This window comes from Flavobacterium antarcticum DSM 19726 (genome assembly GCF_000419685.1).
GTDB lineage: Bacteria > Bacteroidota > Bacteroidia > Flavobacteriales > Flavobacteriaceae > Flavobacterium > Flavobacterium antarcticum.
Window position 1 is genome coordinate 124912 of the sequence record NZ_ATTM01000004.1, and the last position, 26772, is coordinate 151683.

Here is a 26772-nt window from a genome sequence, read left to right on the forward strand (position 1 = left end):
AGATAATAAAAATTTTAATTAAATGATTGATATAAGGCATTTTAATTAATATTTAACTGTTTTATTTGGGTAAAATTCTTCAATTTCCAAAAAAGCCTTTCCTAAATATTCAATAATTGTAGAAGCCGTAAAAGCGTGCGTACCTGTTTGCGGTCGAGCCAAATCTGCAGTTAACCCATGAATGTAAACGCCTAAAATAGCTGCTTCTTCTGCCGAATAATTTTGCGCAAGTAGACTTGTTATGATTCCCGTTAAAACATCACCGCTTCCTGCAGTTGCCAAAGCTGGGTTTCCTGATGAATTTTCAAAACACGTTCCTTTTGAAAAAATATAAGTTGGAGCTCCTTTCATAACAACAATACAGTCGACATTTTTAGAAAATGCTGCCGCTTTTTCAAATTTTTCTTCTTCAGAATTCCATGTTCCTATGAGTCGTTCCAATTCTTTTACATGAGGAGTCAGAATGGTTTGCGGTTTTAATTTATTCAACAAATCTGGATTTGCAGATAAGATATTTAAACCATCTGCGTCAATAACTAATGGAACTTCATTAATGTCTAAAAACGCCTTGAAAGCACTGCAAGTTTCTAGCTCCTGCCCCATTCCAATGCCAATCCCTATTCCTTGTGGTTGAATTGAAAATTCGATATGTGAAATGAAATTATCATTCGTATCAGTCAAAACCATCACTTCTGGAATTGCAGTTTGAATAATTGAATAACCAATTTTGGGAACAAAAGCTGTCACTAAACCACAACCGGAATGCAAGGCTGCTTTTGAAGACAAAAGTGGCGCACCAATCTTTCCATAGCTTCCGCCAATAATTAATGCGTGTCCTTGAATTCCTTTGTGGGTATCGTTTTGGACAGGTCGGTAGATTTCTGCAATTGTTGCTTTAGAGACTTTGTTGATTTTCATTTTATAATTAAGATAGCTCACTAATTTCTATTAATGTAATTTTTATAGAAGTCTCGCAAAGGCGCCAAGACGCAAAGCTAAATACTAAAACTTTGCGTCTTTGCGTCTTTGCGAGATTATTTTTTTTTTAATTATATAAAATCTAAAAAAATGTTGCGAGATAATTACTTAAAAAATATCAATATCCCCTTTTCCTTCTCTCACAACTACAGGTTCTGGTCCGGATAAATCGATAATAGTCGACGGTTGATTGTCTCCATAACCTCCATCAATCACTAAATCAACTAAATTCTGCCACTTCTCGAAAATCAATTCCGGGTCAGTCGTGTATTCAATCACATCATCTTCATCATAAATTGAAGTCGAGACAATTGGATTTCCAAGCATTTTTACAATTTCTAAGGCAATCGCATTATCAGGAACTCGAATACCAACAGTAGTTTTCTTCTTAAATTCTTTCGGAAGGTTATTATTTCCAGGCAAAATAAAAGTATAAGCCCCTGGAAGTGCTTTTTTTAAAAGTTTAAAAGTACTCGTATCAATCTGCCGAACGTAATCAGAAATATTACTCAAATCTGAACATACAAAGGAGAAGTTCGCTTTTTCCAACTTGATTCCTTTGATTTTCGCAATGCGTTCCAACGCTTTTGTATTCGTAATATCACAACCCAATCCGTAAACGGTGTCGGTTGGATAAATTACTAATCCGCCGTCTTTCAAAACTTTAACCACTTTTGCAATCGCTGCTTCGTTCGGTTTGTCTTCGTATATTTTTATAAACTGTGCCATTTTTTTGTTGTCGGTTATCAGTTTCTAGTTATCAGTCGCAGTAATTGCAATTGTTACTACCTAAAAACTTTAGAATTAAACAAATTTTGCTCAAGAATGTCTCATTTACAAAATTCATCCTTAAGTTAAGCAAAAATAGTTAAAATTCAGACTACAAAATAGTTATTTAAGATACATAAAAGGATTGACTAACTCATATTTTGGACTTCGTTTCATAAACTCATTAAAAAAAGCGGTGTGTGCTCCACCCATAATTATAAAAACACGATCAGTAGGTTTTAAATCAATTTGATTCAGATTCGAATACATTCTTAAATTTCTTTGGTAAAATTTAGCCGCTTCATCAGCGCCTTCAAATTTTCCTTCTGTTGAAACGTAAGTCAACATATCAGCGTTTACATTGATTAAAAAGTCTAAATATTGTTGGTTATTCTCCACTTTAAATTTCTTTAATAAACTCAAATTGTCGTAATTCAATTTTGTTTCTTCTGTATCTATTTGTGTTGCGTATTTTTCATACGTCTTATCGTTTACTTTGGTAGATGCCAATTGATAACCGATTCCATAATTATATCCCATTTTATGGTCAATACCAAAAATCTTCAGTGTTTTTGCCAAACGACCTAATTCAAAAGCCAATAATTCAATTTCATTTGGGTCTTTGATTTCCATTTTGGGATTATCTAGATACGCTTGATACGATTTTTGCAAAGTTGGATTATAAGATGGTGGTGTTTCTACGATTATTACTGTTGGTTTGAATTCTGATAAAAGTTTCGCAATCTTATGTGCATCGGCGACATTTTTCGCATCATTTTCGTCAAATTCAGTTGAATTTGCATCATTGGTGTAACCCATATGAAAGGTTGCAAAGTTGAGAACTTTAATAGTTTGGTCAAATTTGTCTTTGAAAATTGGAGCTTGAGCTGTAACTTTTTGCATTACAACTAACAAAATAAAAATAAGTAACTTGTTCATGATTCTAGATTTTTAAGGTTCGATACAAATGTGTGAAATAAATCTGCATTCAAAAGAAACTTTTCGGTGAACACCCTTTAAATTTCGGCGAACGCTTTTTGCCATTGAACATTGCCGTTGTATCTTCACCAAATCAAATAAAGTACTATGAAATTATTTTCAACGCAGAAAGAAATCGCACTCCATTTCCTCTTTTGGATCATTTATTTGTTGGGCTATTTCGTTACTTTAAATCCCGATAGCAAAATATTATATCAAGTTGAAACTGTTGATTTATTTTCGGTAACTTTTCTAATCGCAACAATTTCTACCTTTTATGTCAACTACTTTTTAGTGCTCAAAAAGAGTTTTAAAAGCCATAAACTGCTTCCAATTTTAGTTGGTTTTATTTTAATATTTTTCTACTTCATATTTTGTCGCTATTTACTTGAAGAAGTTGTTGCACTTCAATTTTTTGGAACAAGCAATTATTTTAAAGGAACGAGTTTGCCTTACTATATATTAGATAACATTCATTGGGCTTCAACGCCAATTTTAGCAAGTAGTATTTTATGGATTATAATTAATTTCATTCGAACTTTGCAGAACCAAGTGGTTATTACAGAAGAGAAAAAACAAGCTGAAATTCAGTTTTTAAAGTCGCAAATCAATCCGCATTTTATTTTTAATACGTTGAATAATATTTACTCATTGGTAGTTTCAAAATCGGAAAAATCTTTGAATGCGATTGAAAAATTGAGCGATATTATGCGATTCACCACGTATGAAACCCAAAAAGAACTAATTAATATTGAAGAAGAAATCAGCTACATCAAAAGCTTGATTGATTTGGAAGCCATTCGAATGTCAAAACCAATTCAGATTCAAGTTGAAATTTCAATTGATAACGAAAACCAAGAAATTCCACCTTATATAATTTTGCCTTTCGTCGAAAACTGCATTAAACACGGAGTTATTGATTCTGCTGAAAAGCCAGCTTTAATTTCGATTGATTGCAATAAAAATGTTTTGACTATTTTAGCGGAAAACAAAATCAATTCGAAGCTAAAAGATGCACATTCTGGAATTGGATTTGAAAATTTAAAGAAGCGTTTGGACTATTATTTTCCAAATAAATATCAGTGGAATATTGATAAAAATGCAACTCATTTCAAAAGCATATTAATCATTCAACTATGAAGAAAGTAAGCTGTATCATACTTGACGACGAGCCATTAGCAGTAGAGTTATTGAAAAACTATGCTTCGAAATTGCAACGTTTAGATGTTGTTTTAGCAACTACAGATGTTTATGAAGTCATCGCTTTTATGCAAAGCAATAAAGTAGATTTGTTTTTTATTGACATCCAAATGCCGGAATTATCGGGTATTCAAATGATGGAATTGTTCAATAAAGACAGTCATTTCATCATCACTTCTGCTTATGAAAATTACGCGTTGAAAAGTTATGAATTCAGAGTGGTCGATTATTTATTGAAACCCATTTCATTTGATAAATTTCACAAAGCAATTACCAAGTTTTTAGATTATTCAAAAGAACCAAACGAACCTTCAGAATCCGTACTTTTTGTAAAAGTTGATGGCAAACAAGTTCGCATTCAAACCGATGAAATCTATTATGTTGAGGGATTAAGCGATTATATTAAAATTCATCTTAAAGACGAACGACTTGTTGTTCACGACACTTTGAGAGATTTTATCACCAAATTACCGGAACATCATTTTATGCGAATTCATCGTTCGTATATCATCAATTTGCACAAAATTAAATCAGTTGATGGAAATGCAATTCACCATGAACTAGGCTTCATTCCCATTGGTGAAACCTACAAAAACGAAATCAAAATCTGGATTGAAAATCAGTCAATTAATCGATAATTTCTAATTTTGCAAATCGCAATAAAAGTTTCTTAATTCCGCCCACTTCAAAGTTGATTTCGGCTTTTTTATCGCCGCCAACACCTTCTAAATTGACCACTTCTCCTCTACCGAATCGCTCGTGCATAACTTTTGTTCCTTGTTGCAAAGGGCCGTCAAATAAATTAGGACCTGAAGAAACCGTTTTCGTTGGATTCGCTAACGGTTTCAATTTCCGAATTCCTGATGAAGCTGCTGAATCATTGTTGTTAAAATATTTTGGAGGAGTTGCCGCAGCTGGTTTAAACTGACGTAATTTTGACTTATCAACATCCCCAAATATATCCGAATCAATCATCGGTTTATACTTGTAATTGGTTTCTGGTGGCGAAATATATTCTAAATATTGTTCGTCAATTTCATTTATAAATCGCGACGGTTCGCTATCTGTTAATTTTCCCCAACGGTAACGCGATTGTGCATAAGTCAAATACGCTTGGTGTTCAGCTCTAGTTAAGGCTACGTAAAACAATCGGCGTTCCTCTTCTAGTTCGCTTCTTGTACTCATCGACATCGCGCTTGGAAACAAATCTTCTTCCATTCCGACTACAAAAACGTAAGGAAATTCAAGTCCTTTTGCCAAGTGAATTGTCATCAACGCGACTCGATCATCATCGCCGGTATCTTTATCTAAATCAGTCGCTAAAGCCACATCCTGCATAAATTCAGAAAGTGCACCTCTCGCTCCATCAATTTCTCTTTGACCTTCGATGAAATCTTTAATACCGTTTAATAACTCCTCTATATTTTCAATCTTGGCAATTCCTTCTGGCGTGGCATCTTTTTTTAATTCTTGTACTAAACCTGTTTTTTTGGCAACATGTTCCGCAAGGAAAAAAGCATCTTGATTTTCGTTTATGACTTGAAAACTCTGAATCATGGTTACAAAATCTTGCAATTTAGCTTTTGTTCCCGCATTCAGTTTCAAGTCGATTTTATCAATGTTTTGCATGATTTCAAAGATCGAACGCTTGTAGTGATTGGCGGCAATTGTTAGTTTTTCAACAGTTGTATCGCCAATTCCTCGCGTTGGATAATTAATCACACGAATCAATGCTTCTTCGTCTTTTGGATTGATCACCAATCTCAAATAACACAAGACATCTTTAATTTCTTTTCTTTGGTAAAAAGACAATCCGCCGTAAATTCTATACGGAATATCACGCTTTCGCAACGCATCTTCCATCGCTCTGGATTGTGCGTTGGTTCGGTATAAAATGGCAAATTGACCGTTTGTCAACTGGTTTTGCATCTTTTGTTCCCAAATGGTTGACGCTACAAAACGTCCTTCTTCTCCATCGGTAATACTTCGCTGCACTTTAATTTTGGCACCCAAATCATTTGCAGTCCAAACGATTTTGTCCAGCTTTGTCTTATTTTTTTCAATAATTGAATTTGCCGCTTCTACTATATTTTTTGTCGAACGGTAATTCTGTTCTAATCGGTACGTTTGCACATTTTCGTAATCTTTCTGGAAGTTCAAAATATTATTGATATTCGCGCCTCGAAAGGCATAAATACTTTGTGCATCATCTCCAACTACGCAAATATTCTGAAAACGATCGGACAAAGCACGAACAATTAAATACTGCGAATGATTGGTATCTTGGTACTCATCAACTAGAATATATCTAAAACGGTTTTGGTATTTTGCTAAAACTTCGGGGAAACGATTTAGTAATTCATTGGTTTTCAATAACAAATCATCAAAGTCCATCGCTCCTGCTTTGAAACAACGGTCGACATAATTTTGATAAATTTCACCCAAACGTGGTTTTTTAGACATTGCATCTGCTTCTTGCAATTCAGGATTGTTGAAATAGGCTTTTACCGTAATCAAACTATTTTTGTAAGAAGAAATCCGACCTAAAACTTGCTTCGGTTTATACACATCGCGGTCCAATTGCATTTCTTTGATAATTGATGAAATCAGTCGAACACTGTCTTGCGTATCGTAAATGGTAAAGTTTGAAGGATAACCCAATTTATCTGCTTCTGAACGCAAGATTCTAGCGAAAACCGAGTGAAAAGTTCCCATCCATAAATTTTTGGCTTCACCCGAACCTACAATCGCTGCAATACGGTTTTTCATTTCCTTTGCCGCTTTGTTGGTAAAAGTAAGCGCCAAAATATTGAAAGCATCTACGCCTAAACTCATCAAATAAGCAATTCGGATGGTTAAAACACGTGTTTTTCCTGAACCCGCACCCGCAATAATAATCATAGGTCCGTCTTTCTGTAGTACCGGTGCTTGTTGGGCGTCGTTGAGTTGGCTAATGTATTTTTGCATTGTATTTAAATACTGAAAAAATCAGATTGAAGATTAATGTGAAAGCACAAAAATACGCTTATAGGGTGACATTGCCAATATGCATTGCCTTAATTTACTCGTAATAAATTTGGTAGAAAATGAAAGGCTTCGATCTGTAAATCTTATTTTTCTTTCAAAAATTTTATAATAGCTTCGGTTCTGTTTTGCACGTGTAACTTCTTATAAATATTTTGCACATGTTTCTTTACAGTCTCGAGTGAAATTGTGCAATCGTCGGCAACTTCTTTATATAAATAACCTTGTGCTAAGAGTGATAAAATTTCTTTTTCCCTCGCCGTTAAGTTTTTCAAATCACCTGAACTGTTTTCTGCAGGTCTAAAAGAATGCAACACTTTTCGCGCAATAAATGGACTCATTGGAGAACCTCCTTTAAATAAATCGTACACTGCATCGGTCATTTTGTCCAATGCCGTATTTTTCAAAATATAACCATCAGCACCTTCTTTTAATGCCTCAAATATATTTTCGTCGTCGTCGTGCATCGTACAAAGCATCACTAAAGCGTTGGGATGCATCTGCTTTATTTCGGCAATGAAATCCGTACTTTTGCCATCAGGCAAACTTATGTCAAGCCAGAAAAAGTCGGATTCTAACGTTCCTAAATCGCTAATCAAATCTTTAATTTTATCGTAAGAAGCAACACATTGCATGTCGTTGCATTTGTCAAATTCCGACATAATTAATTCCCGAAATGATTTGTCGTCTTCTAATATTACAATATTCTTCATGGCGTTTTTATTTAAGGCAATGGAACAGCAATTACGATGTTAGTTCCTGTATCGCTCGATTTTATCGCAACAGTTCCTGATAAATTACTCAGTCGGTATTGTACATTTTTTAGTCCTTCTCCACTTGCCAATTTTAATTTATCTGGAACGTCAAAACCAATGCCGTCGTCGGAAATTTCAAAAAGCAACGTTCCATTTAACGTTACTTTGCAAACTACTTTTGATGCTTGAGCGTGTTTATACGAGTTGTTAAAACATTCTTTTACAGCGAGATAAATTTGTTTTCTATGGTAACTTGAGATAAATATATTTGGAATCTCAAGTGGGATAATCATTGAAAACGATATGTTTGATTCTTTAAAAATACTATTTCCTTGCTTTTGGATAAAGAGAAGTAGGTGCTCTAAATTATTGTGTTCGGCATTTAATTCCCAAATAACTTCAGTCAATTTGTTGCTAATCTTCTTTGCGTTTTTAGTGATGTTTTGTGCATCCAACTTCATGTCATCAAGTGAATTCTGCTTATGAATACGATTGCTCAAAAGAGTAATTGTTGAAATTCCAACACCCAGATCATCATGTAAATCAGCAGAAATTCTTCGACGTTCCGATTCTGCAATTTCAAGCGATAGTTCGGCTTCACGCAGTTTTTTATCGTTTTTTTGCTTCTTTTTGTAAAAATAAAAATAAATCAAAGCTACGACTGCTAACAAAAATAAAACAGCAATGATGAAGCAATAAATAAAATTTGTTTTTTGCCGTTCGGCCTTTATTTTTGCCTTTAATAAAACTTCCTTCTTGTCGTATTCATAATCAAAACCTTTCTCAAGAATTTCTTTTTTATTGTTTTCATTGACGAGCGAATCATTCAATTTAGTATACTGTTCTAGCATCAAAAAGGCATTTTTATAATCGCCTTTATTTTTGTAAGCTTTGTATAATAATTCTGAACCTGAACGGATGGCTTTAGGAAGTCCCGCTTTGTTGGCCAAAGCGATACTTTCACTTCCCAAGCGAATGGCTTCCTCTTCATTATTTTGATACAAGGCAGTCATTCCCATATTTTTGAGCGTAATTGATTTACTCACCCAATCTTCCTGTTTGTCCCAAATTTGCAAACTTTGTTTAAAATAATCATTTGTTTTTGCAAGAAGTTCTTTGGCTTCTGCCGAATTTTTGTACTCGTGTTTACTAAAACGCTGCATATAATTTTCGCCAATATTATTGAGAAGTAAACCAATACCACTTTCATTATTTAATTTTTTCAAGATAGCGTACGACTTATTATAATATGAAAGCGCCAGGTCCAAATCTCCTTTACTGTTGTAACATAATCCTACATTATTTAAAAGTAGCGCTACTAGTCGTTCATTTTGTTCTTCGCGGCCGTATTGTAATTCTAAACATTCTTCAAAATATTTAATAGCTTTATCATAATGGCGTTGCGATTGATACACGTAGGCCATATTGTTTAAAACAATGGTAGTTGAATTAACATTATTTAATTTTCTATATATTTTTAATGCTTTCTGATAGTAATCAATGGCTAAAGGTAAGTTTCCTAAATCCTCGTAAGCAAAACCCGTATTCGTAAAAGCGCGTCCTATTCCTTCTTCATCTCCAATGGATTTGCTTATTTTTATACTTGCTTCATAATATTTCAGAGCACGGTTAATGTCTCTAAACTTCGCATTTTGATACACATATCCATAATTACCTAAATAGGTTACTTTATTTTCTAAAAATAGCTGCTTTTCTTTTTGTGAGTACCGGTCCGATTTCAACGCTTTGTCAACAACTAGCTGCAGTTGCTTATTTAATGCTAACTTTTCATCGAAACTTTGCGTTTTATTAATTTCATCGCTCAAAATTCTACACCGAATAGAATCGTGAGGTGCAGCATTGAGTTGCTTTTGTAATGCAATATCTTGACTTATAGCACTTTTAAAAATTAAAATGCACAGTATAATGTAAAATTTATTCATGGGTAATTTGCTTAGAAGTTGTTACAGTGCAACGAATAAATACAGAAAAATAATAAAAAAAAATTATGTGTTTACCAAAAATAGTAATTTCATGCTTCATTTATTAAATAAATCACAAAAAAACTAGAATAATGAATAATGGTTTTGAAAATTTTAATTGAAAATTTTATAAATTTCACGGTCGTTGAAACAAATTAATGGATATTAAGAAAAGAATCAAATACCTACTTATAGGGATTTTTCATTGTAAAAAAAATTTTACTTACCTATTTGCAATAAGTTATAATTCTGCAGTTTCTTTTTGAAATTACTTTGTTTTCAAAGTAGTTCCGCTTTCAACCAAATGCCAAAATGTTTTTTGGAGTTCTGCTTTGTTATTTCTTTTTACCAACTTCTGAATTTCGATCACCTTAATAGATGCATTTTCATTTTTCAAATTACGAATAGCAAGTAAACAATTATAAACATCTTCGGCTGAAAAACGATCTTTAAATTCTGCCCGTAAATCTTTATTATTTGCAAAGCAGACGTTAGAATTTTCGTGGTTTTCATTTTCAAAAGTAAGTGCTAAAACTTTTTCTATTTTTTGGAATGTTTCATGTGTGAAAAGGAATTTAATATTTGATTCTAAATCGCTACTAAAAGTTTGATTTTTAGAATCAAATATATTTATAAACCACTTTACTTTTTCATCATTACTTTCAATCAAAGCGTTGATCTTATTAATAATAATCTCTAGATTCATCTTAATCTTTATTTGCACAATCGGTTTTTAAATTTACAAAAAAAATAAAAAAGTAGCTTCAGAAACTTGGGGATCTTATTAGTAATGAACGGTTTTATAATGCTCATATTTATTTTACATAGAATAAATATAAACAAATACTTATGTGACATTTATCACATTATATAAATCTATTCTTACTTACCTTTGAATATATCAAAATGAGATGCGTCAATTTATAGCCCTAGCTTTATTATCGCTTTACCTCTTTTCTTCAGCAGAATTTAGTGAACTGTTGAAGTTTCCTCTATTGGCACAACATTACAAAGAACACCAGCAGGAAAAAGAAGATATTACGTTTTGGGAATTTGTTTGCCAACACTACACTCACGGAGATGTTGACGACGATGACAGAGATCAAGATATGCGACTTCCGTATAAAAGCATTGATTTTGCACACGCGATAACTTTCACCGTTTTACCTACAATTGCATCTGTTGAAATTCTCAAAATAGTAGATTTTGAAGAATTGAAATCGCCTATAAATTTTTATCAATTTCCATTTTCTTCTGGAAACTACAGCTCCATTTGGCAACCGCCACAGATAGTCTAGTATTTACTTTAATCGCTTCACATTCCTTGTGAAACAGACGTTTAGTATTTTACAATAACGACTAACAACCTATAATCATGTTAAATAAAATCATTGAGTTTTCTATCAAGAATAAACTCATAATTGGCTTATTTACCTTTGCTTTAATTGGCTTTGGTATGTATGAAGCCACAAAATTACCTATTGATGCCGTTCCGGATATTACAGACAATCAAGTACAAGTCATCACTATCGCTCCTTCTTTTGGTGCTACAGACATTGAACGATTAGTTACATTTCCTGTTGAACAAGCGAACAGCAATATTTCGGGAATGAAAGCAATTAGAAGTTTTTCCCGCTTCGGATTGTCACTTGTAACTATTGTTTTTGATGACGATACTGATATTTATTGGGCCCGTCAGCAAGTAGCAGAACGCTTGCAACAATTGCAAGGAACAATTCCTGCAGATATTGGTGTTCCCGAACTTGGACCCGTTTCTACAGGATTGGGTGAAATTTACCAATATGTAGTGCGAACAAAACCCGGCTACGAAAAAAAATACGATGCCACTGACTTGCGAACTATTCAAGATTGGATTGTAAGACGCCAACTTCTAGGCGTAAAAGGTGTTGCGGAAGTCAGCAGTTTTGGGGGAAAATTAAAGCAATACGAGATTGCCATTGATGCAAATAAACTCCACTCCTACCAACTCACGATGCAAGATGTTTTTACCGCATTGGAAAAAAACAATCAAAATACCGGTGGCGCTTATATCGAAAAAGAAGCTACTGCATTATTTATTCGAAGTGAAGGACTCATCGGAAGCATTGAAGATATTGAAAATATTGCAATTCCTACCAAGAACAACAAATCGCTTTTTTTAAGAGATTTGGCACAAGTCAAAATTGGAAGTGCCACTCGATACGGAGCAATGACGTACAACGACGAAGGCGAAGTTGCCGGTGCTGTAGTCATGATGTTAAAAGGAGCAAACAGCAACGAAGTAATCGATAATGTAAAAGAACGCGTTGCGCAAATTCAGAAAACATTACCCGAAGGTGTTATTTTAGAACCGTTTTTAGACCGATCCAAAATGGTAAATCACGCCATCGGAACGGTTGAAACCAATTTAATGGAAGGTGCATTAATTGTAGTTTTTGTGTTGGTTTTCTTTCTGGGAAATTTTCGCGCAGGATTTTTAGTCGCATCGGTGATTCCGCTAGCTATGTTATTTGCTATCATTCTGATGAATATTTTTGGCGTAAGCGGAAACTTAATGAGTTTAGGTGCATTAGATTTTGGACTAATTGTAGATGGCGCCGTCATAATTGTCGAAGCCGTGATGCATGGATTGACGCATGGAAAGAAATGGAAGGCACAAGCTTCATTATCTCAAGCTACAATGGACGAAGAGGTAAAAACTTCGGCAAGTAAAATGATGAATTCTGCGGTTTTTGGTCAAATTATTATCTTGATTGTTTATCTACCCATTTTCACATTAGAAGGAATTGAAGGCAAGATGTTTAAACCAATGGCACAAACTGTTGCGTTTGCATTGCTAGGCGCGTTTATTCTCTCGCTGACTTATATCCCAATGATGAGTGCTTTGTTTTTGAGTAAAAAAACCAATCATAAACCCAATCTTTCTGATAGAATGATGGCGACGATTGAAAGAAAATACCAACACCTTTTAGAAAAAGCACTAAACATTCCAAAAGTAATTATTGGAACTGTGATCGCGATGTTTGTTTTAGCAGCGTTTATTATGACAACGCTCGGAGGCGAATTTATTCCGGCTTTAGAAGAAGGCGATTTTGCCGTTGACACTAGAGTTTTGACCGGAAGTAATTTGAATACTACAATTGAAAGTACAACCAAAGCAGCTCATATTCTGAAATCCCGTTTTCCAGAAGTCGAAAAAGTGGTAACCAAAATAGGAAGCGGTGAAGTGCCAACAGACCCAATGCCGATGGAAGCGAGTGATATGATGGTTATTTTAAAGGATAAAAAAGAATGGACTTCTGCAAAAACCTTTGACGAATTAGCGGCTAAAATGGGTAAAGCGTTGGAAGAAGTTCCTGGTATTACCGCTGGCTTTCAATATCCCGTGCAAATGCGATTTAACGAATTAATGACAGGTGCCCGACAAGATGTAGTTGTAAAAATCTTTGGTGAAAACCTAGATACACTTGCACTTTATGCTGCAAAATTGGGCAAAATTGTTCCGACTGTTGAAGGTACAGAAAACCTATATATCGAACCCGTTTCTGGAATGCCACAAATCATTATTAAATACAATCGACCGATGATTGCGCAATATGGTTTGAATATAGCAGATATTAACCGAGTAATTAATACGGCTTTTGCGGGACAAAGTACGGGCCAAGTTTTTGAAGGTGAAAAACGTTTTGAACTTGTTGTTCGTTTGGATGAAGCCAAAAGAGCTTCCATAAATGACGTTGAAAACTTGTTAATTCCAACTGCGGAAGGCATCCAGATTCCGTTATCGCAAGTGGCAAAAGTAAGTTTAGAATCGGGACCAAATCAAATTCAACGCGAAGATGCTAAACGCCGAATCGTTGTTGGATTTAACGTAAACGGTCGCGATGTTGAAAGCATTGTTGAAGAATTAAAAACCAAAATAGCTGAAAAAGTAAATTTACAAACCGGTTATTATGTGACGTATGGCGGAGCTTTTGAGAATTTGAACAAAGCAAAAGCGCGTTTGATGATAGCCGTTCCCATTTCATTAATACTAATTTTCGTGCTGCTGTTCTTTGCTTTTAAATCTGTTAAACAGGGACTGTTGATTTATACCGCGATTCCGCTTTCGGCAATTGGAGGAATATTTTTCTTGGCACTTCGTGGAATGCCATTTAGCATTAGTGCTGGAATTGGATTTATCGCATTATTTGGCGTTGCCGTTTTAAATGGAATTGTACTGATTTCTGAATTCAACCGACTCCGAAAAGAAGAAAGCATGACTGATTTGAGACGCATCGTTTTGATGGGAACTAAAGTAAGGTTACGTCCTGTTTTTATGACTGCATTTGTAGCTTCATTAGGATTTCTACCAATGGCTTTGAGTAATGGCGCTGGTGCGGAAGTGCAACGACCATTGGCAACCGTAGTAATTGGCGGACTTATGATTGCCACTTTTTTAACCTTATTTGTCTTACCTATTTTATACATCGTTTTTGAAAAAGGATTTAAAATGACTAAAAAAACACCAATCACAACTTTACTTTTATTACTGCTAATTGGAAGTAGTTTTACTATGGTTGCACAAGAAAAAGTTACTATTCAACAAGCAATGAAAATCGCTGTGGATTCCAACCAAACTGGTAAGATTGAACGTTTGAAAACGCAATATCACAAAAAATTGATTGCTTCAAATGCTAATTTACCTAAAACAGTTTTGGCCACAGAATACGGACAATTCAACAGCAGTTATAAGGATACACGTTTTGGAATTTCGCAATCTTTTGAATTGCCAACTGTTTATAGTCGGCAGAAAAAAGTGCTGACAAGTGAATGGAAATCGGCGGAAGCAGTAGCGTCTTTGCAAGAACTGACGCTTAAAAAAGAACTCGCACATACGTTTTATGCTTTATTAACTATTCAAGAAAAAGAACAATTACTACAAAAAAGCGATAGTTTACTTTCTGAATTTTTGAAGAAAGCCACGCTTCGATTGAAAAAAGGAGAAAGCAATTTGTTAGAAAAAGCAACAGCAACTTTACAAGTAGGTCAGTTGCAACAGCAATTGATTCAGCTTCGGCAAGAGAAATTAATGTTGCAAAGTAGCTTTCAGTTGTTGCTGAATACAGAGAAAATTCTGGAACCAACGGCAAGTACTATTCAAGTTCCTTTAAGTACAATTGAGGCATTTTCGATTCAAAAAAATCATCCGCAATTGACTATTATTGAATCTCAACAAAATAATGCTTTGGCACAAACTCAATTGGAAAAAGCAAGAAAATTACCGATGCTTTCTGTTGGGTATTACAACACTTCCATCATCGGAACTGGCGGCGATAACGTTTTGTATGACTCGAGTACGCGATTTCATTCGGCTCAATTGGGAATTGAAATTCCGCTTTTTGGAGGTTCGCAAAACGCACGAATAAAAGCAGGAAAAATTCAACAAGAAGTATTAAAAGAAACGTTTTCAAAAACTGAAAAATCTTTGCAACAGCAACTCAAAGTAGCAGAACAAAATGTGACTCAAGCTAAAACTCAAGTTACTTATTTTGAAACGGATGGTTTGCCAAATGCGTTGTTAATAGAAAAAACGGCTAATCAACAATTCTATTCAGGCGACATCAATTATTTAGATTGGGTAATGTTGACCAACCAAGTGATTACCGCAAAAAACAATTATATCGATAGTGTTTACTATTATAACGAAAGCGTTATTGAGTTGCTTTATCTAACTACAAAACTTTAAATCATGAGAACTAAAATAATTATATACGGACTGCTACTTTCAATAGGAATGGGCTGTTCTTCAAAAACAAAAGAAACTGAAGTCACAACGACAACGGTGATGGAAAAAGTAGTAACACTTACAAATGAACAACTCAAAAACGTAGCATTAGAAGTAGCTCAGCCTGAAAGCAGAACGTTATCTGCAACTTTAAAAGTGAATGGAAAAATCGATGTTCCGCCACAAAATTTAGTTTCTATTAGCATGCAAATGGGCGGTTATTTAAAAAGCACTTCTTTACTTCCTGGAATGTTTGTGAAAAAGAATTCTGTTATTGCGACGATGGAAGACCAACAATACATTCAGCTACAACAAGAGTATTTGAGTACTGTCGCAAAACTAAATTATGCACAGAAAGAATATCAAAGACAGAAAGATTTGAATGAAAGTCAAGCCAGTAGTGACAAAGTGTTCCAACAAGCTGAAGCGGAATACAAAAATTTGAAAATTAATAAAAATGCTTTGAGTGAAAGACTTCGCTTAATAAACGTGAATCCCAATGCACTTACTGAAAATAGCATTTCAAAAAGTATCAACATCTATACTCCTATTGACGGGTATGTTTCAAAAGTAAATGTGAATATCGGGAAATATGTGAGTCCCACAGACGTACTTTTTGAATTGATTAATCCAACTGATATCCATTTGAATTTAAAAGTGTTTGAAAAGGACATCAATAGTTTATTCGTGGGCCAAAGAGTTTACGCTTACACAAATAGCAATCCTACAGAAAGACACGAAGCTAAAATATTATTGATTAGCAAAGATATTTCGGATAACGAACACAGTGCGGAAGTACATTGTCATTTTGACAAATACGATAAAAAGTTGTTGCCGGGAATGTACATGAATGCAGAAATTGAACTTAAAAATGAAGCGCAACTTTCAATTCAAATAGAAGCTGTCGTTTCTTATGAAGACAAAAATTATGTATTTGTAAAGAAAAGCAATCAACAATTTGAACTGACAGAAGTGATTTTAGGAATTGCCGAAAACGATTTTATCGCGTTAACGAATGCAGAAGATTTAAAAGGAAAAGAAATCGTGATTAAAGGAGCTTATACTTTGCTAATGCAATTGAAGAACAAAGAAGAAGAGTAAGGTTTTTGAGATTGAGACTAAAAAATGCGGAAGAATTTACTTTCGCATTTTTTTTGTTTTGAAATTGCTGTAAAGATTTAGAAGTACTTATTTCATCTCCGAAATACTTTTCATTTCAGATAATCACAATTAATTCTATATTTTTGCTCTGCTTCCCAAAAAACCTATTATTTTTGAAAGCACATAAAAAATTCAACTTTAAAAAACCCTATGGAAACTACTAAAATCATCGAATTATTGAGTTATACTTTGCCCTCTGTCATTACAGGCGGCGTGGCTTATTTTTTATTTAATTCGTATTTTAAAGACCAACAACATACCCGAAGATGGTTGAACCAAAAAGAAACACAAAAGCAAGCTTTGCCGCTAAGATTGCAAGCTTACGAACGTCTTTCACTATTTTTGGAACGGATTAATCCTACCAAATTACTGATTCGTGTAGCTCCAATTTCAGAAGACAAAAATGATTACGCAGATTACTTAATTGCTTCAATTGATCAAGAATTTGAACACAACTTAACACAGCAAATTTATGTTTCAAGCAGTTGTTGGGGTTATGTAGTAACGGCAAAAAACGCAACAAACCAGATGATTCGGAAAGCAGCAGCTTCTTCTGAAATTACTTCAGCAAATGAATTACGGGAATTAATTTTGAAAGAATTATTTGACCGAGACACACCAAGTAATGCAGCTTTAGCTTTTATCAAAGCAGAAGTGAGTGATATGTGGTAATACTTAAAAATCATAACTGAATAAGGTAATGATGCCTTATTCAGTTATTTAAAATTAAAAAAAGGGAAACAGAACTTTACGTTTTGTTTCCCTTTTCACTTCTATATTTTTTTTTAGTAAGCTATTAATTCTTTCAAAGCTTCTTCAAAACGACCTTTACTTAAATATTGATCTTCCAATGCTTTCGTAAAAGGAATCGGGGAATCTAAACTGGCAACTCTTTTTACAGGTCCGTCTAAATATTCAAAACAATGCTCCATAATCATTGCAGAAATATCACTAGCAACTCCACCGAACATGGTATCTTCTTGTAGAATAATCGCTTTACCAGTTTTCTTTACTGAAGCGTAAATTGCATCAGTATCTAAAGGTTGTAATGTTCTCAAATCTAGCAAATCAGCACTGATTTCAGGATTATTTTTCAACGTATCCAAAGCCCAATGTACTGCTGCTCCAAAAGCAATAATTGTTACGTCTGTACCTTCTTTCAACAAAGCGGCTTTCCCAAAAGGAATCGTATAATAATTTTTAGGAACATCTTGGTGAATGCTTCGATACAATTGTTTGTGTTCAAAAAACATAACCGGATTTGGGTCGTTAATTGCGGTATTCAACAAACCTTTCGCATCAATAGGAAAAGCCGGATAAACTACTTTCAAACCTGGTGTTTTTGTAAACCAAGCTTCATTGGTTTGTGAGTGAAATGGTCCTGCTTGAGTTCCTCCACCACAAGGCATTCTTACTACAACGTCGGCATTTTCTAACCAACGGTAATGCGATTTTGCCAATAAATTTACGATTGGATTGAAACCTGTTGACACGAAATCAGCAAACTGCATTTCAACAATTGCTTTATGTCCGTTAATCGAAAGTCCCATTCCTGCAGAAACCACCGCACTTTCGCAAATTGGCGTATTTTTTACTCTTTCTTTACCAAATTGTGCCACAAAACCATCCGTGATTTTAAACGCTCCACCATATTCGGCAACGTCTTGACCCATGATGACAAGATTGTCGTATTTCACCATTGATTCTCTTAAACTATTTGAAATCGCATCAATAAAACGAATGTTTTCTACTTCTTCCGAAGGTTTAAATTCTTCAAAATCGTACGGTTTGTAAACGTCGTTCATTTCACCATCAAATGTCGCTTCGATATCCGCTTCGGTTTGAACCATAGCCCAATTTTGGTCAATTTCCAATTTGATTTCAGCGTGAAGTTCTTCGTCTAATTCTTCCGAAAGCACTTTTTCATCTTTCAAAAAGGCACGGTAATTTTCAACTGGATCTTTAATCGCCCACATGTCCATCAATTCTTGCGGAACATATTTCGTACCACTCGCCTCTTCGTGACCACGCATTCTGAAGGTTTTAAATTCCAATAAAACAGGTCTTGGCGTTTCAATCATCGACTTCTTCAATTCAGACAATTTATTGAAAACTTCTAAGATGTTATTTCCATCGATAATATGCGATTCCATTCCGTAACCAACTCCTCGATCGGCTAAGTTTTCGCAACGGTATTGTTCGTTTGTAGGTGTAGAAAGTCCGTAACCGTTGTTTTCAATTACAAACATTACTGGTAATTCCCACACCGAAGCAATATTTAATGCTTCGTGGAAATCGCCTTCGCTTGTTGCTCCTTCACCCGTGAAAACCGCTGTAATTTTACCGTTTTTCTTTAATTTGTTTGCCAAAGCAATTCCGTCGGCCACTCCCATTTGAGGTCCTAAATGCGAAATCATTCCGATAATTTTATATTCTTGTGTTCCAAAGTGAAACGAGCGATCGCGTCCTTTTGTAAAACCTTCTCCTTTTCCTTGCCATTGCGAAAATAAACGGTGCAAAGGAATATTTCTTCCTGTAAAAACACCTAAATTCCGGTGCATTGGTAAGATGTATTCATCTGTATCCAAAACTGCAGTCACTCCACAAGCAATGGCTTCTTGTCCGATTCCTGAGAACCATTTAGAAACTTTTCCTTGACGGATTAAAATCAGCATTTTCTCCTCAATTAATCGAGGCTTTAAAATGCGTTTATATAAATCAATTAACTGATCGTTGCTCAACTCTTTTTTATCGAAAATCATAATAATCTAGCTTATGTTGGGTTGTTTTTTTAACGTCCCAAAAATAGCAAAAAATAACAGTATAAGTCTGAAATGTTAGCGAATTTTTCGCAACACAACATTGTTTAAATAAAATCTTATACCATTTTTAAAAAAATTATTTTAGATCATTAATAGAAATTTATTTCAATTAAATCCGCTGCATTACAGCGCGATATTGTCCCGCTAATTACTTTTAATAAAAAAGAATGCTGTTGAAAATAATCTACTGACTTTCGGCCTAATCTTTGTAACTTTGAAGACTTGAAAATTCGCTACAAAACATGATTTCGATTACCGAAAAAACCCTTGATGATTTACAATTTCCTACCATTTTAGAAACGATCGCTTCGCATTGTGTAACTGAAATTGGCAAAGAAAAAGCCTTACAAATACTGCCTTTCAAAGAGAAAGAACTGCTGATGAATGCCTTGTTGCAAACGTCCGAATATGTGGCTTCGTACACGAATAATAACGTAATTCCAAATCATGGTTTTGACAACATTCACCACGAGATTAAATTTTTAGGAATTCAAAATAGTTCATTAGAAGTGGGAAGCTTTCGAAAAATTTCGGCGCTTTCTGAAACTTCAAATGTTTTACTCTTATTTTTTAAAAAATTCGAAGACTATTATCCTCATTTATACAAAATGTCATTTGAAGTGGCGTACACAAAAGACATTGTAAAGTTTATTGAGGAAATCGTAGACAAGCACGGTGAAGTAAAAAATAATGCTTCAGCGGAATTATTAGATATTCGAAAACAAATAAATGTAGTTCGCGGAAAAGTAAATCAAAGTTTTGGTGCGGCATTATCGCAATATAATGGCTTAGGCTATTTAGATGATATTAAAGAAAGTTTTGTCGAAAATCGTAGGGTTCTTGCAGTTCTTTCCATGTACAGACGAAAAGTGAAAGGTTCCATTTTAGGAAGTTCAAAAACGGGAAGCATCGCTTATATCGAACCAGAAGCGACTTTACATTACTCGCGCGAATTGAGTAATTTAGAGTACGAAGAGAAAGAGGAAATTAAACGAATTCTGCGGTATTTAACTGAAAATATTCGTCCGTTTCTGCCTTTGCTCATTCAATACCAGGAATTTTTGAGTACAATAGATGTGATTTCGGCAAAAGCCAAATATGCCAATAGAATCAATGGAATTTTGCCACAAATTACAAATAACCGAAGGGTTTATTTTAGAGATGCCTTCCATCCTATTTTATACCTAACCAATAAACAGAAAAATGAAATAACGCTTCCGCAAACTTTTGAATTCACACAAGAAAGCAGAATTATTGTTATTTCAGGTCCAAATGCGGGAGGGAAAACCATATCGTTGAAAACCGTTGGCTTGCTGCAATTGATGTTGCAAAGTGGAATGCTAATTCCCGTTCACGAACGAAGTGAAACCTTTTTGTTTGAACGAATTTTGACTGATATTGGCGACAATCAATCTATTGAAAATCATTTAAGTACTTACAGTTATCGACTGAAAAACATGAATTACTTTTTGAAAAAGTGCAATAAAAACACGCTTTTTCTGATTGACGAATTTGGGACAGGATCAGATCCTGAATTAGGTGGTGCTTTAGCAGAAATATTTCTAGAAGAATTTTACCATCGAGAAGCATTTGGAATTATTACAACGCATTATTCAAATCTGAAAATATTAGCAAATGAACTGCCTTTTGCTCAGAATGCCAACATGCTTTTTGACGAAAAAACGTTAGAACCTTTATATAAATTGGTATTAGGTCAAGCCGGAAGTTCCTTCACGTTTGAAGTGGCACAGAAAAATGGAATCCCTTTCGGACTCATCAATCGTGCAAAGAAAAAGATTGAAGTTGGGAAAGTACGCTTTGATAAAACCATTGCTACTTTGCAAAAAGAGCGATCCAAACTGGAAAAAACTTCTACCAGTTTAAAAGAAGAGGAAATAAAAGCACGCGAGGAAAGCAAGAAATTAGAATCGACGAACGCCAAAGTAAAACAGAAATTGGAAAGCTACCAAGAATTGTACGATAGTAATCAAAAGTCGATTTATTTAGGTCAAAAAGTCAATGATTTAGCAAACAAATATTTCAACAATAAGAATAAAAAAGAGTTGGTTGGCGAATTGATGAAAATGGTAGAAATAGAAAATTCAAAAAGAATTAAAACCACAGCCAAAGAAATTAAAGTCATTGAACAGAAGAAAAAAGAAGTAGTGCAAGAAGTTGCTGTTCAAGTAGAAGAGATTCGTCAAGAGAAAAAGGAAAAAAAAATTAAAGCGGCATTAGTTCCTGAAAAACCTAAAGTAACTCTAAAGGTTGGCGACCGTGTCCGAATGTTTGACGGAAAATCCATTGGAACTATTGATAAAATTGAACGTAAAAAAGCCGTAGTTAATTATGGGATTTTTACGTCGAACGTAGCGTTAGAATTGTTAGAATTTGTAGAAGCCAAAAAATAAATTACGATGAATTTACCCGAAAATAAAAAGATTATTCTGTTTGATGGCGTTTGCAATTTGTGCGACAATGCGGTTCAATACGTAATTAAACACGATAAGAAAGATGTATTTAGATTCGTTCCTTTGCAATCAGATTTGGGTAAAGAAATTTTAAGTTATCTAAAAGTGGATACCTCTAAAATGGACAGTATTATTTTGTACGAACCCGGAATCGCTTATTTTTATAAATCCGATGCCGCATTGGAAATTGTAAAGGATTTGAATGGTTTTTTGAAATGGTCCATTATTTTTAAAATAATCCCTTCAAGTTTACGAAATCCAATTTATGATTATGTGGCGAGAAACCGCTATAAATGGTATGGAAAAAAAGATGCATGTCTGATTCCTACACCGGAATTAAAAGAAAAGTTTTTAGCATAAAAAAAAGCCGTTTCAGTTGAAACGGCTTTTCTGTTATTATGAACTTGGAATTACAAACTTTCTTCAGCCCAAGCTCTCATCATCCAAACGGTTTTTTCCTGTTCGGCAATAAAATCACTCATTAAAGCGTTTGTTCCTTCATCATGAATATCGTCTGATTTATTCAATATCGAACGTTCAATTTTCAGTAAATCAGATAAAGAATCAATAATTAATTGAACTGCTTTTTCATCATTCGAAATGTCTTTACCCACTTTCAATTTATTGTGTTTGATATAATCTTCAAACGTATGCAATGGTTTTCCGCCAATTGTCAAAATCCGTTCGGCAACCATATCTACTTTTAATTGTGCATCGTTGTATAATTCTTCAAATTTAACATGTAATTCAAAAAATCGTTTTCCGCGAATGTTCCAGTGAATTCCTCTTAAGTTTTGGTAATATACTTGGAAGTTCGATAATAGAACGTTTAGTTCTGTTACCATTTCTGCTGATTCTTTCACGGGTAATCCTAAAATATTCGTTTTCATATTTGTATTTTAATGGTTAAAAATTTTCTACCTTAAAATTACAAAATATTTACCATTTTAAGTATAACCAAAACTTATAGTTTTCTTAAATTTGCTAAAAATATGATATAATGACAATTACTCAATTGCACTATGTTCTTGCTGTCGCGGAACACCGAAATTTCACTTTAGCAGCCGAAAAATGTTTTGTAACCCAACCTACATTGAGTATGCAAATTCAGAAAATTGAAGAGGAATTAAAAATTCAAATCTTTGACCGTACGAAGAAACCAATTCAGTTGACAGAAGTGGGCGAGAAAATTGTCGCACAAGCAAAAAATATTATCATTGAAGCGGATCGGATCAAAGACATTGTAGAACATCAAAAAGGTTTTATTGGTGGTGAATTTAGATTGGGAATTATTCCTACGATTATGCCCACTTTACTTCCAATGTTTTTGAACAATTTCATTAAGAAGTATCCAAAAGTGAAGTTGATTATTGAGGAACTCAATACCGATGAAATTATCAACAGACTCAAGAATGGACATCTAGATGCTGCAATTGCTTCTACTCCTTTACAAGAAGAGAAGTTAAAGGAAATTGTATTGTATTACGAACCTTTTATGGCTTATATTCCTGATAGTCATAAAATTGCAGATAAGAAAGAAATTGAAATTAGCGATTTAAATATCGACGAGATTTTACTCTTGCAAGATGGACACTGTTTTAGAGATGGAATTTTAAACTTATGTAAAAATTCAGGAACAAGTACGGGAAGTTCTTTTCAATTGGAAAGCGGTAGTTTTGAAACTTTGATAAAACTAGCTAATGAAGGATTGGGCACTACTTTACTCCCATTCTTACATACTTTGGACTTGAACGAAAGAGACAAGAAACACTTGCATCATTTTGTAGAACCAAAACCGGCTCGAGAAGTGAGTCTGATATTTCCAAAAACAGAATTAAAAATTCACATTATTGATGCTTTACGCAATACAATTGCTGGAGTTGTTAAAGGAGCAATCGCTTTTCATAATGTGCAAATTATTAGCCCATTAGCTAAAAAATAAAAAAGGAGCTAAAAAGCTCCTTTAACTTAATTTAATAGTAATTGACAATGTTGTAATTCTGGTTTTTCTTCCGTGTATTGCATCAACCAATCTTTCAATTGTTCGATTTCGTACGGCAATAAATTGACAAGTGCTTTTCTAACTTCCTTGCAAAATAGTAATGGATCAAAGCTGACTCTTTCCAAAACATTCTTAGTGTAACTGAACATGGTTTTCTTCATAATTTCCGACTTCCTGTTTTTTACAATTGATGAACTCAAATTTAATCAATTTTGCAATAGCTTAAACATGTGAAACGTTAATAAAAACAAACAGTAGTGTTAAAGAAATTATTTAGAAGCGCGAAACATTTCTCTTTTTCCCGGAGGTCCTGCTAACTTTTCAACAGAGAAACCAACTTCAATCATGCTTCTTTTCACAACACCTCTTGCGGCATAAGTCACAAGAACTCCACCTAGTTTTAAAGCGTTATACATCTTTTGAAAGATTTCAGTACTCCAAAGTTCTGGTTGCACTCGGTAACCAAACGCATCAAAATAAATCAGATCAAAAGCTTCCGCGTCATTAATTTCATTAAAAAATTGCTTCCGCTTGTTAAGGTAGAAAGTCTCTGAAATTTTAACATTTGAATTCCATTCACAGGTATGCATTTTTTCAAATTCCTGCTCAAAATCAGTTGCTTGAAGTTCAACAACGTAATTCATTTGTTCAATTTCGTTAAATTCGACAGGATAGGCTTCTACTCCAGTGTAATGTATCTTTACAGCATTTATCTTCGCTTCAAGAAAAGTAATAAAGGCGTTTAATCCTGTTCCGAAACCAATTTCTAAAATAGACAGCTCTTCTACCTTAAATTGTGAAAAACCATTTTTTATAAAAACGTGTTTAGCTTCTTGAATGGCTCCATGTTTCGAATGGTAATTTTCTTCCCATTCAGGGAGATATATTGTAGTAGAACCATCAGATGTTTGAACAATTTCTCTTTTCATTTATTTAATATACAGTTTTTTGATTCTTGGAATTGGTCCGCCACATTTTACTTCGTGGCATTGAATACAGGCGTCAATTCCCGAATTAAAATGTTCTTTTGCATTTTTAGGATCTTCGTAAATCAATTCTTGTGAACGAATAAAGTGATTTGCTTGTGCTTTAAAAAATGCGTCATTCTCTTGTTCATCAGTCATAACTGACGAGTGAATTTTTAAGAAATGATTTGGAAATTTACCAATGGTATCGCCTTTTTTAATCCGCTCTTTTAAAATTTCATTGTCTTTGTACATTTGCTCCATTAACGAGGCCATCTCTGACATTTCGTACATGTCGAAATTTTTAGTAGATTGCTTAGCTTCCTCTTTATCACAAGATTCTATATCCTCATTTTTACAAGAAAATAAAACCAACGCAACCAGTACAACTAATATAAAATTTTTCATTATTTCTGAATCAAAACTCCATTTGCTTCGAAACCATATTTTACTTCTGGAGCGGTAATTTGTGCAATTTCTGTCTCAGATTTTCCGCCATCTTTAGCGTAATGCCTCAATTGGTTTACGGAAACGCTGTCAATAAAGGCTTTTCCACTTAAAATCGTAATGCTTTTATCAGCGTTTTTGGGAACAAAAAATTCATAATCTTTGAATTTTACAAACGTTTCTTCGTCTCCTGGAAGCGCAATTGACATCCAACATCCTTTCTTTTTACATACTTCTTTGATTTCCGATTTGAACTTCACATCAATCGTATCTCCAGGTTTTAAATCTTGGTATTTCCTCAACATTTCTTCAGAAGTTAATGCGTCGTCAGCTGCAATTTTTTCACCAAAACTTTCATACGTAGCTTGTTTTTCAGCCACTATTTGCTTTTGTTCGTCTTTACAACTGATTAGCACTAATAAAGCGCACGATAGTATTAAGATATTTTTCATAATTTTCAAATTGATATATTTAAAACAAAAATAGACAGATTATTTAAATATGTACTATTTGTGTAATTAATTTATGTAAAAAGCAAATTTAACCTTTAGAATCAAATTGTTATATAATTTAGTTAACGTATATTTCCTTGCAACCTAAATACAGTACTAAAAAAGTAAGGTGAAAGCAAATCATTTAGATTAAGCAGTAAATAACAGTATTAAATTTTATCCTGTTCACGTATATTTGTAATATGGTAGAAAATCCAAAACTTTTCATGGTGTTACTTGGTTGTATACCGAAAGGACGTGTGACGGAACAACATGATGTCTTCTTTGGAATTGCAGAAAATATGCGTGAATTAATTCCGCAGATGAATCGATTTTGGCCTGAAGCCAAAGGGAAACTGCATATCGACGTTTGGCGTGAAATTACGACCGCAGACGGTTTCTCCATCGAAGTTATTCCAAAAAAAGAAGAAGTACATTCTGAAAATAATTTATATTTTCTAAATTTAGGCGGTTACAAGGAAGGCGAGTTTGAAGAATATCATTATAAAGTAGTGACGGTCGCGCTAGATTTGTCGAAAGCTATAAAGAAATCAAAAAAAACAACTTTTTACAAACATTGTGGATTCAAAGGAGCCGTTTCACATATCGACGATACGTACGGAATTGATATCGATGACTTTCACAAAGTTGCCGATTTACTTCCTATTGAAATAAAATCAACGTATCAATTGAAAATCTTACCTTTAGTACAACCGCAACACGAGGACGAACTGCATATTGGCTATTTAAAATTAAAAAAATTATGAGTAGAAATACGGAGAAGAATATAAAAAAGCACAATGATAAGTTGCATAAAGAACAAGCAAAAGTCAAGCAAGCAGCCGTTTCTCGCAAAGAAAAGCTGAAGGAAATTACAAGAAAGTTTAACGAGAAAAAATAGTTGTAGGTTCTAGGTTGTAAGTTATATGTTTGAAAGAGTTTTGGATTAAAAACAGCTATC

24 protein-coding genes are annotated in these 26772 nt (G+C 34.1%); 11 read left to right on the forward strand and 13 right to left on the reverse strand.

Features of this window, described 5'->3' with window-relative positions; translation table 11 throughout:
- Positions 1 to 45: 45 nt before the first annotated feature.
- From YWA_RS0107915 to YWA_RS0107925, 3 genes are all read right to left on the reverse strand, one after another.
- A complete protein-coding gene (locus YWA_RS0107915; RefSeq protein ID WP_022827973.1) occupies positions 46 to 918 on the reverse strand; it encodes an NAD(P)H-hydrate dehydratase in 873 nt (290 codons plus the stop codon).
- A gap of 168 nt (positions 919 to 1086) precedes the next feature.
- Positions 1087 to 1707, reverse strand: coding sequence for an L-threonylcarbamoyladenylate synthase (locus tag YWA_RS0107920; protein WP_022827974.1), 621 nt, complete (start codon positions 1705 to 1707; stop codon positions 1087 to 1089).
- Between the two features lie 162 nt (positions 1708 to 1869).
- Positions 1870 to 2685, reverse strand: a complete 816-nt coding sequence (locus tag YWA_RS0107925; protein ID WP_022827975.1) for a DUF5694 domain-containing protein — start codon at positions 2683 to 2685, stop codon at positions 1870 to 1872.
- Between the two features lie 147 nt (positions 2686 to 2832).
- On the opposite strand from YWA_RS0107925, the gene YWA_RS14805 reads away from it, so the two are divergent.
- Together YWA_RS14805 and YWA_RS0107935 are read left to right on the forward strand one after the other, a co-directional pair.
- Positions 2833 to 3864, forward strand: coding sequence for a sensor histidine kinase (locus YWA_RS14805; protein ID WP_022827976.1), 1032 nt, complete (start codon positions 2833 to 2835; stop codon positions 3862 to 3864).
- A complete protein-coding gene (locus YWA_RS0107935) occupies positions 3861 to 4562 on the forward strand; it encodes a LytR/AlgR family response regulator transcription factor (protein WP_022827977.1) in 702 nt (233 codons plus the stop codon). Before YWA_RS14805 ends, YWA_RS0107935 begins: the two co-directional genes overlap by 4 nt.
- Here the strand turns inward: YWA_RS0107935 and YWA_RS0107940 are convergent.
- The 4 genes from YWA_RS0107940 to YWA_RS0107960 all read right to left on the reverse strand — a co-directional run bounded on the left by YWA_RS0107940 (position 4552) and on the right by YWA_RS0107960 (position 10391).
- Positions 4552 to 6891 (reverse strand): ATP-dependent helicase, encoded by a 2340-nt coding sequence (locus YWA_RS0107940; protein ID WP_022827978.1) that lies wholly within the window; start codon positions 6889 to 6891, stop codon positions 4552 to 4554. The two genes, YWA_RS0107935 and YWA_RS0107940, sit on opposite strands and share 11 nt — an antisense overlap.
- A 143-nt stretch (positions 6892 to 7034) precedes the next feature.
- On the reverse strand, positions 7035 to 7661 hold the full coding sequence (locus tag YWA_RS0107945; RefSeq protein WP_022827979.1) for a LuxR C-terminal-related transcriptional regulator: 627 nt from the start codon (positions 7659 to 7661) through the stop codon (positions 7035 to 7037).
- Between the two features lie 11 nt (positions 7662 to 7672).
- Positions 7673 to 9646: a tetratricopeptide repeat-containing sensor histidine kinase gene (locus YWA_RS0107950; RefSeq protein ID WP_022827980.1), complete on the reverse strand. Its 1974-nt coding sequence runs from the start codon at positions 9644 to 9646 to the stop codon at positions 7673 to 7675.
- Positions 9647 to 9953: 307 nt separating this feature from the next.
- On the reverse strand, positions 9954 to 10391 hold the full coding sequence (locus tag YWA_RS0107960) for a hypothetical protein (RefSeq protein WP_022827982.1): 438 nt from the start codon (positions 10389 to 10391) through the stop codon (positions 9954 to 9956).
- 205 nt (positions 10392 to 10596) lie between these two features.
- On the opposite strand from YWA_RS0107960, the gene YWA_RS0107965 reads away from it, so the two are divergent.
- From YWA_RS0107965 to YWA_RS0107980, 4 genes are all read left to right on the forward strand, one after another.
- Positions 10597 to 10983, forward strand: coding sequence for a hypothetical protein (locus YWA_RS0107965; protein ID WP_022827983.1), 387 nt, complete (start codon positions 10597 to 10599; stop codon positions 10981 to 10983).
- Positions 10984 to 11060: 77 nt separating this feature from the next.
- Complete coding sequence (locus YWA_RS0107970; RefSeq protein ID WP_022827984.1) at positions 11061 to 15413, forward strand: CusA/CzcA family heavy metal efflux RND transporter; 4353 nt, start codon at positions 11061 to 11063, stop codon at positions 15411 to 15413.
- A gap of 3 nt (positions 15414 to 15416) precedes the next feature.
- Complete coding sequence (locus tag YWA_RS0107975) at positions 15417 to 16553, forward strand: efflux RND transporter periplasmic adaptor subunit (protein WP_022827985.1); 1137 nt, start codon at positions 15417 to 15419, stop codon at positions 16551 to 16553.
- Between the two features lie 210 nt (positions 16554 to 16763).
- Complete coding sequence (locus YWA_RS0107980; RefSeq protein ID WP_022827986.1) at positions 16764 to 17285, forward strand: DUF7935 family protein; 522 nt, start codon at positions 16764 to 16766, stop codon at positions 17283 to 17285.
- Positions 17286 to 17398: 113 nt separating this feature from the next.
- Here the strand turns inward: YWA_RS0107980 and YWA_RS0107985 are convergent, their stop codons facing one another.
- On the reverse strand, positions 17399 to 19375 hold the full coding sequence (locus YWA_RS0107985; RefSeq protein ID WP_022827987.1) for an alpha-ketoacid dehydrogenase subunit alpha/beta: 1977 nt from the start codon (positions 19373 to 19375) through the stop codon (positions 17399 to 17401).
- Between the two features lie 302 nt (positions 19376 to 19677).
- Here YWA_RS0107985 and YWA_RS0107990 point away from each other — a divergent pair, with 302 nt between their 5' ends.
- Positions 19678 to 21846 (forward strand): endonuclease MutS2, encoded by a 2169-nt coding sequence (locus YWA_RS0107990; protein WP_022827988.1) that lies wholly within the window; start codon positions 19678 to 19680, stop codon positions 21844 to 21846.
- Between the two features lie 6 nt (positions 21847 to 21852).
- Complete coding sequence (locus YWA_RS0107995) at positions 21853 to 22266, forward strand: thiol-disulfide oxidoreductase DCC family protein (protein WP_022827989.1); 414 nt, start codon at positions 21853 to 21855, stop codon at positions 22264 to 22266.
- 50 nt (positions 22267 to 22316) lie between these two features.
- On the opposite strand, the gene YWA_RS0108000 is transcribed toward YWA_RS0107995, so the two are convergent.
- Positions 22317 to 22796, reverse strand: a complete 480-nt coding sequence (locus YWA_RS0108000) for a Dps family protein (protein ID WP_022827990.1) — start codon at positions 22794 to 22796, stop codon at positions 22317 to 22319.
- A 110-nt stretch (positions 22797 to 22906) separates the two neighbouring features.
- On the opposite strand from YWA_RS0108000, the gene YWA_RS0108005 reads away from it, so the two are divergent.
- Entirely contained in the window at positions 22907 to 23848 is a 942-nt protein-coding gene (locus tag YWA_RS0108005) for a LysR substrate-binding domain-containing protein (protein WP_022827991.1), read from the forward strand.
- Between the two features lie 26 nt (positions 23849 to 23874).
- Here the strand turns inward: YWA_RS0108005 and YWA_RS0108010 are convergent, their stop codons facing one another.
- From YWA_RS0108010 to YWA_RS0108025, 4 genes are all read right to left on the reverse strand, one after another.
- The gene (locus YWA_RS0108010) at positions 23875 to 24069 is read right to left on the reverse strand and encodes a hypothetical protein (RefSeq protein WP_022827992.1); all 195 of its coding nucleotides are present in this window, start codon (positions 24067 to 24069) and stop codon (positions 23875 to 23877) included.
- Between the two features lie 108 nt (positions 24070 to 24177).
- A complete protein-coding gene (mnmD, locus tag YWA_RS0108015; RefSeq protein ID WP_022827993.1) occupies positions 24178 to 24837 on the reverse strand; it encodes a tRNA (5-methylaminomethyl-2-thiouridine)(34)-methyltransferase MnmD in 660 nt (219 codons plus the stop codon).
- The gene (locus YWA_RS0108020) at positions 24838 to 25281 is read right to left on the reverse strand and encodes a hypothetical protein (RefSeq protein WP_022827994.1); all 444 of its coding nucleotides are present in this window, start codon (positions 25279 to 25281) and stop codon (positions 24838 to 24840) included.
- Complete coding sequence (locus tag YWA_RS0108025; protein WP_022827995.1) at positions 25281 to 25772, reverse strand: DUF4920 domain-containing protein; 492 nt, start codon at positions 25770 to 25772, stop codon at positions 25281 to 25283. Before YWA_RS0108025 ends, YWA_RS0108020 begins: the two co-directional genes overlap by 1 nt.
- 266 nt (positions 25773 to 26038) lie before the next feature.
- Between YWA_RS0108025 and YWA_RS0108030 the strand changes: the two genes are divergently transcribed.
- Positions 26039 to 26578 carry a DUF1543 domain-containing protein gene (locus YWA_RS0108030; protein WP_245557706.1) on the forward strand — a complete coding sequence of 180 codons (540 nt, stop codon included), beginning with the start codon at positions 26039 to 26041 and terminating at the stop codon, positions 26576 to 26578.
- Positions 26575 to 26712 (forward strand): hypothetical protein, encoded by a 138-nt coding sequence (locus tag YWA_RS15765; protein ID WP_022827997.1) that lies wholly within the window; start codon positions 26575 to 26577, stop codon positions 26710 to 26712. Before YWA_RS0108030 ends, YWA_RS15765 begins: the two co-directional genes overlap by 4 nt.
- Positions 26713 to 26772: the final 60 nt, after the last annotated feature.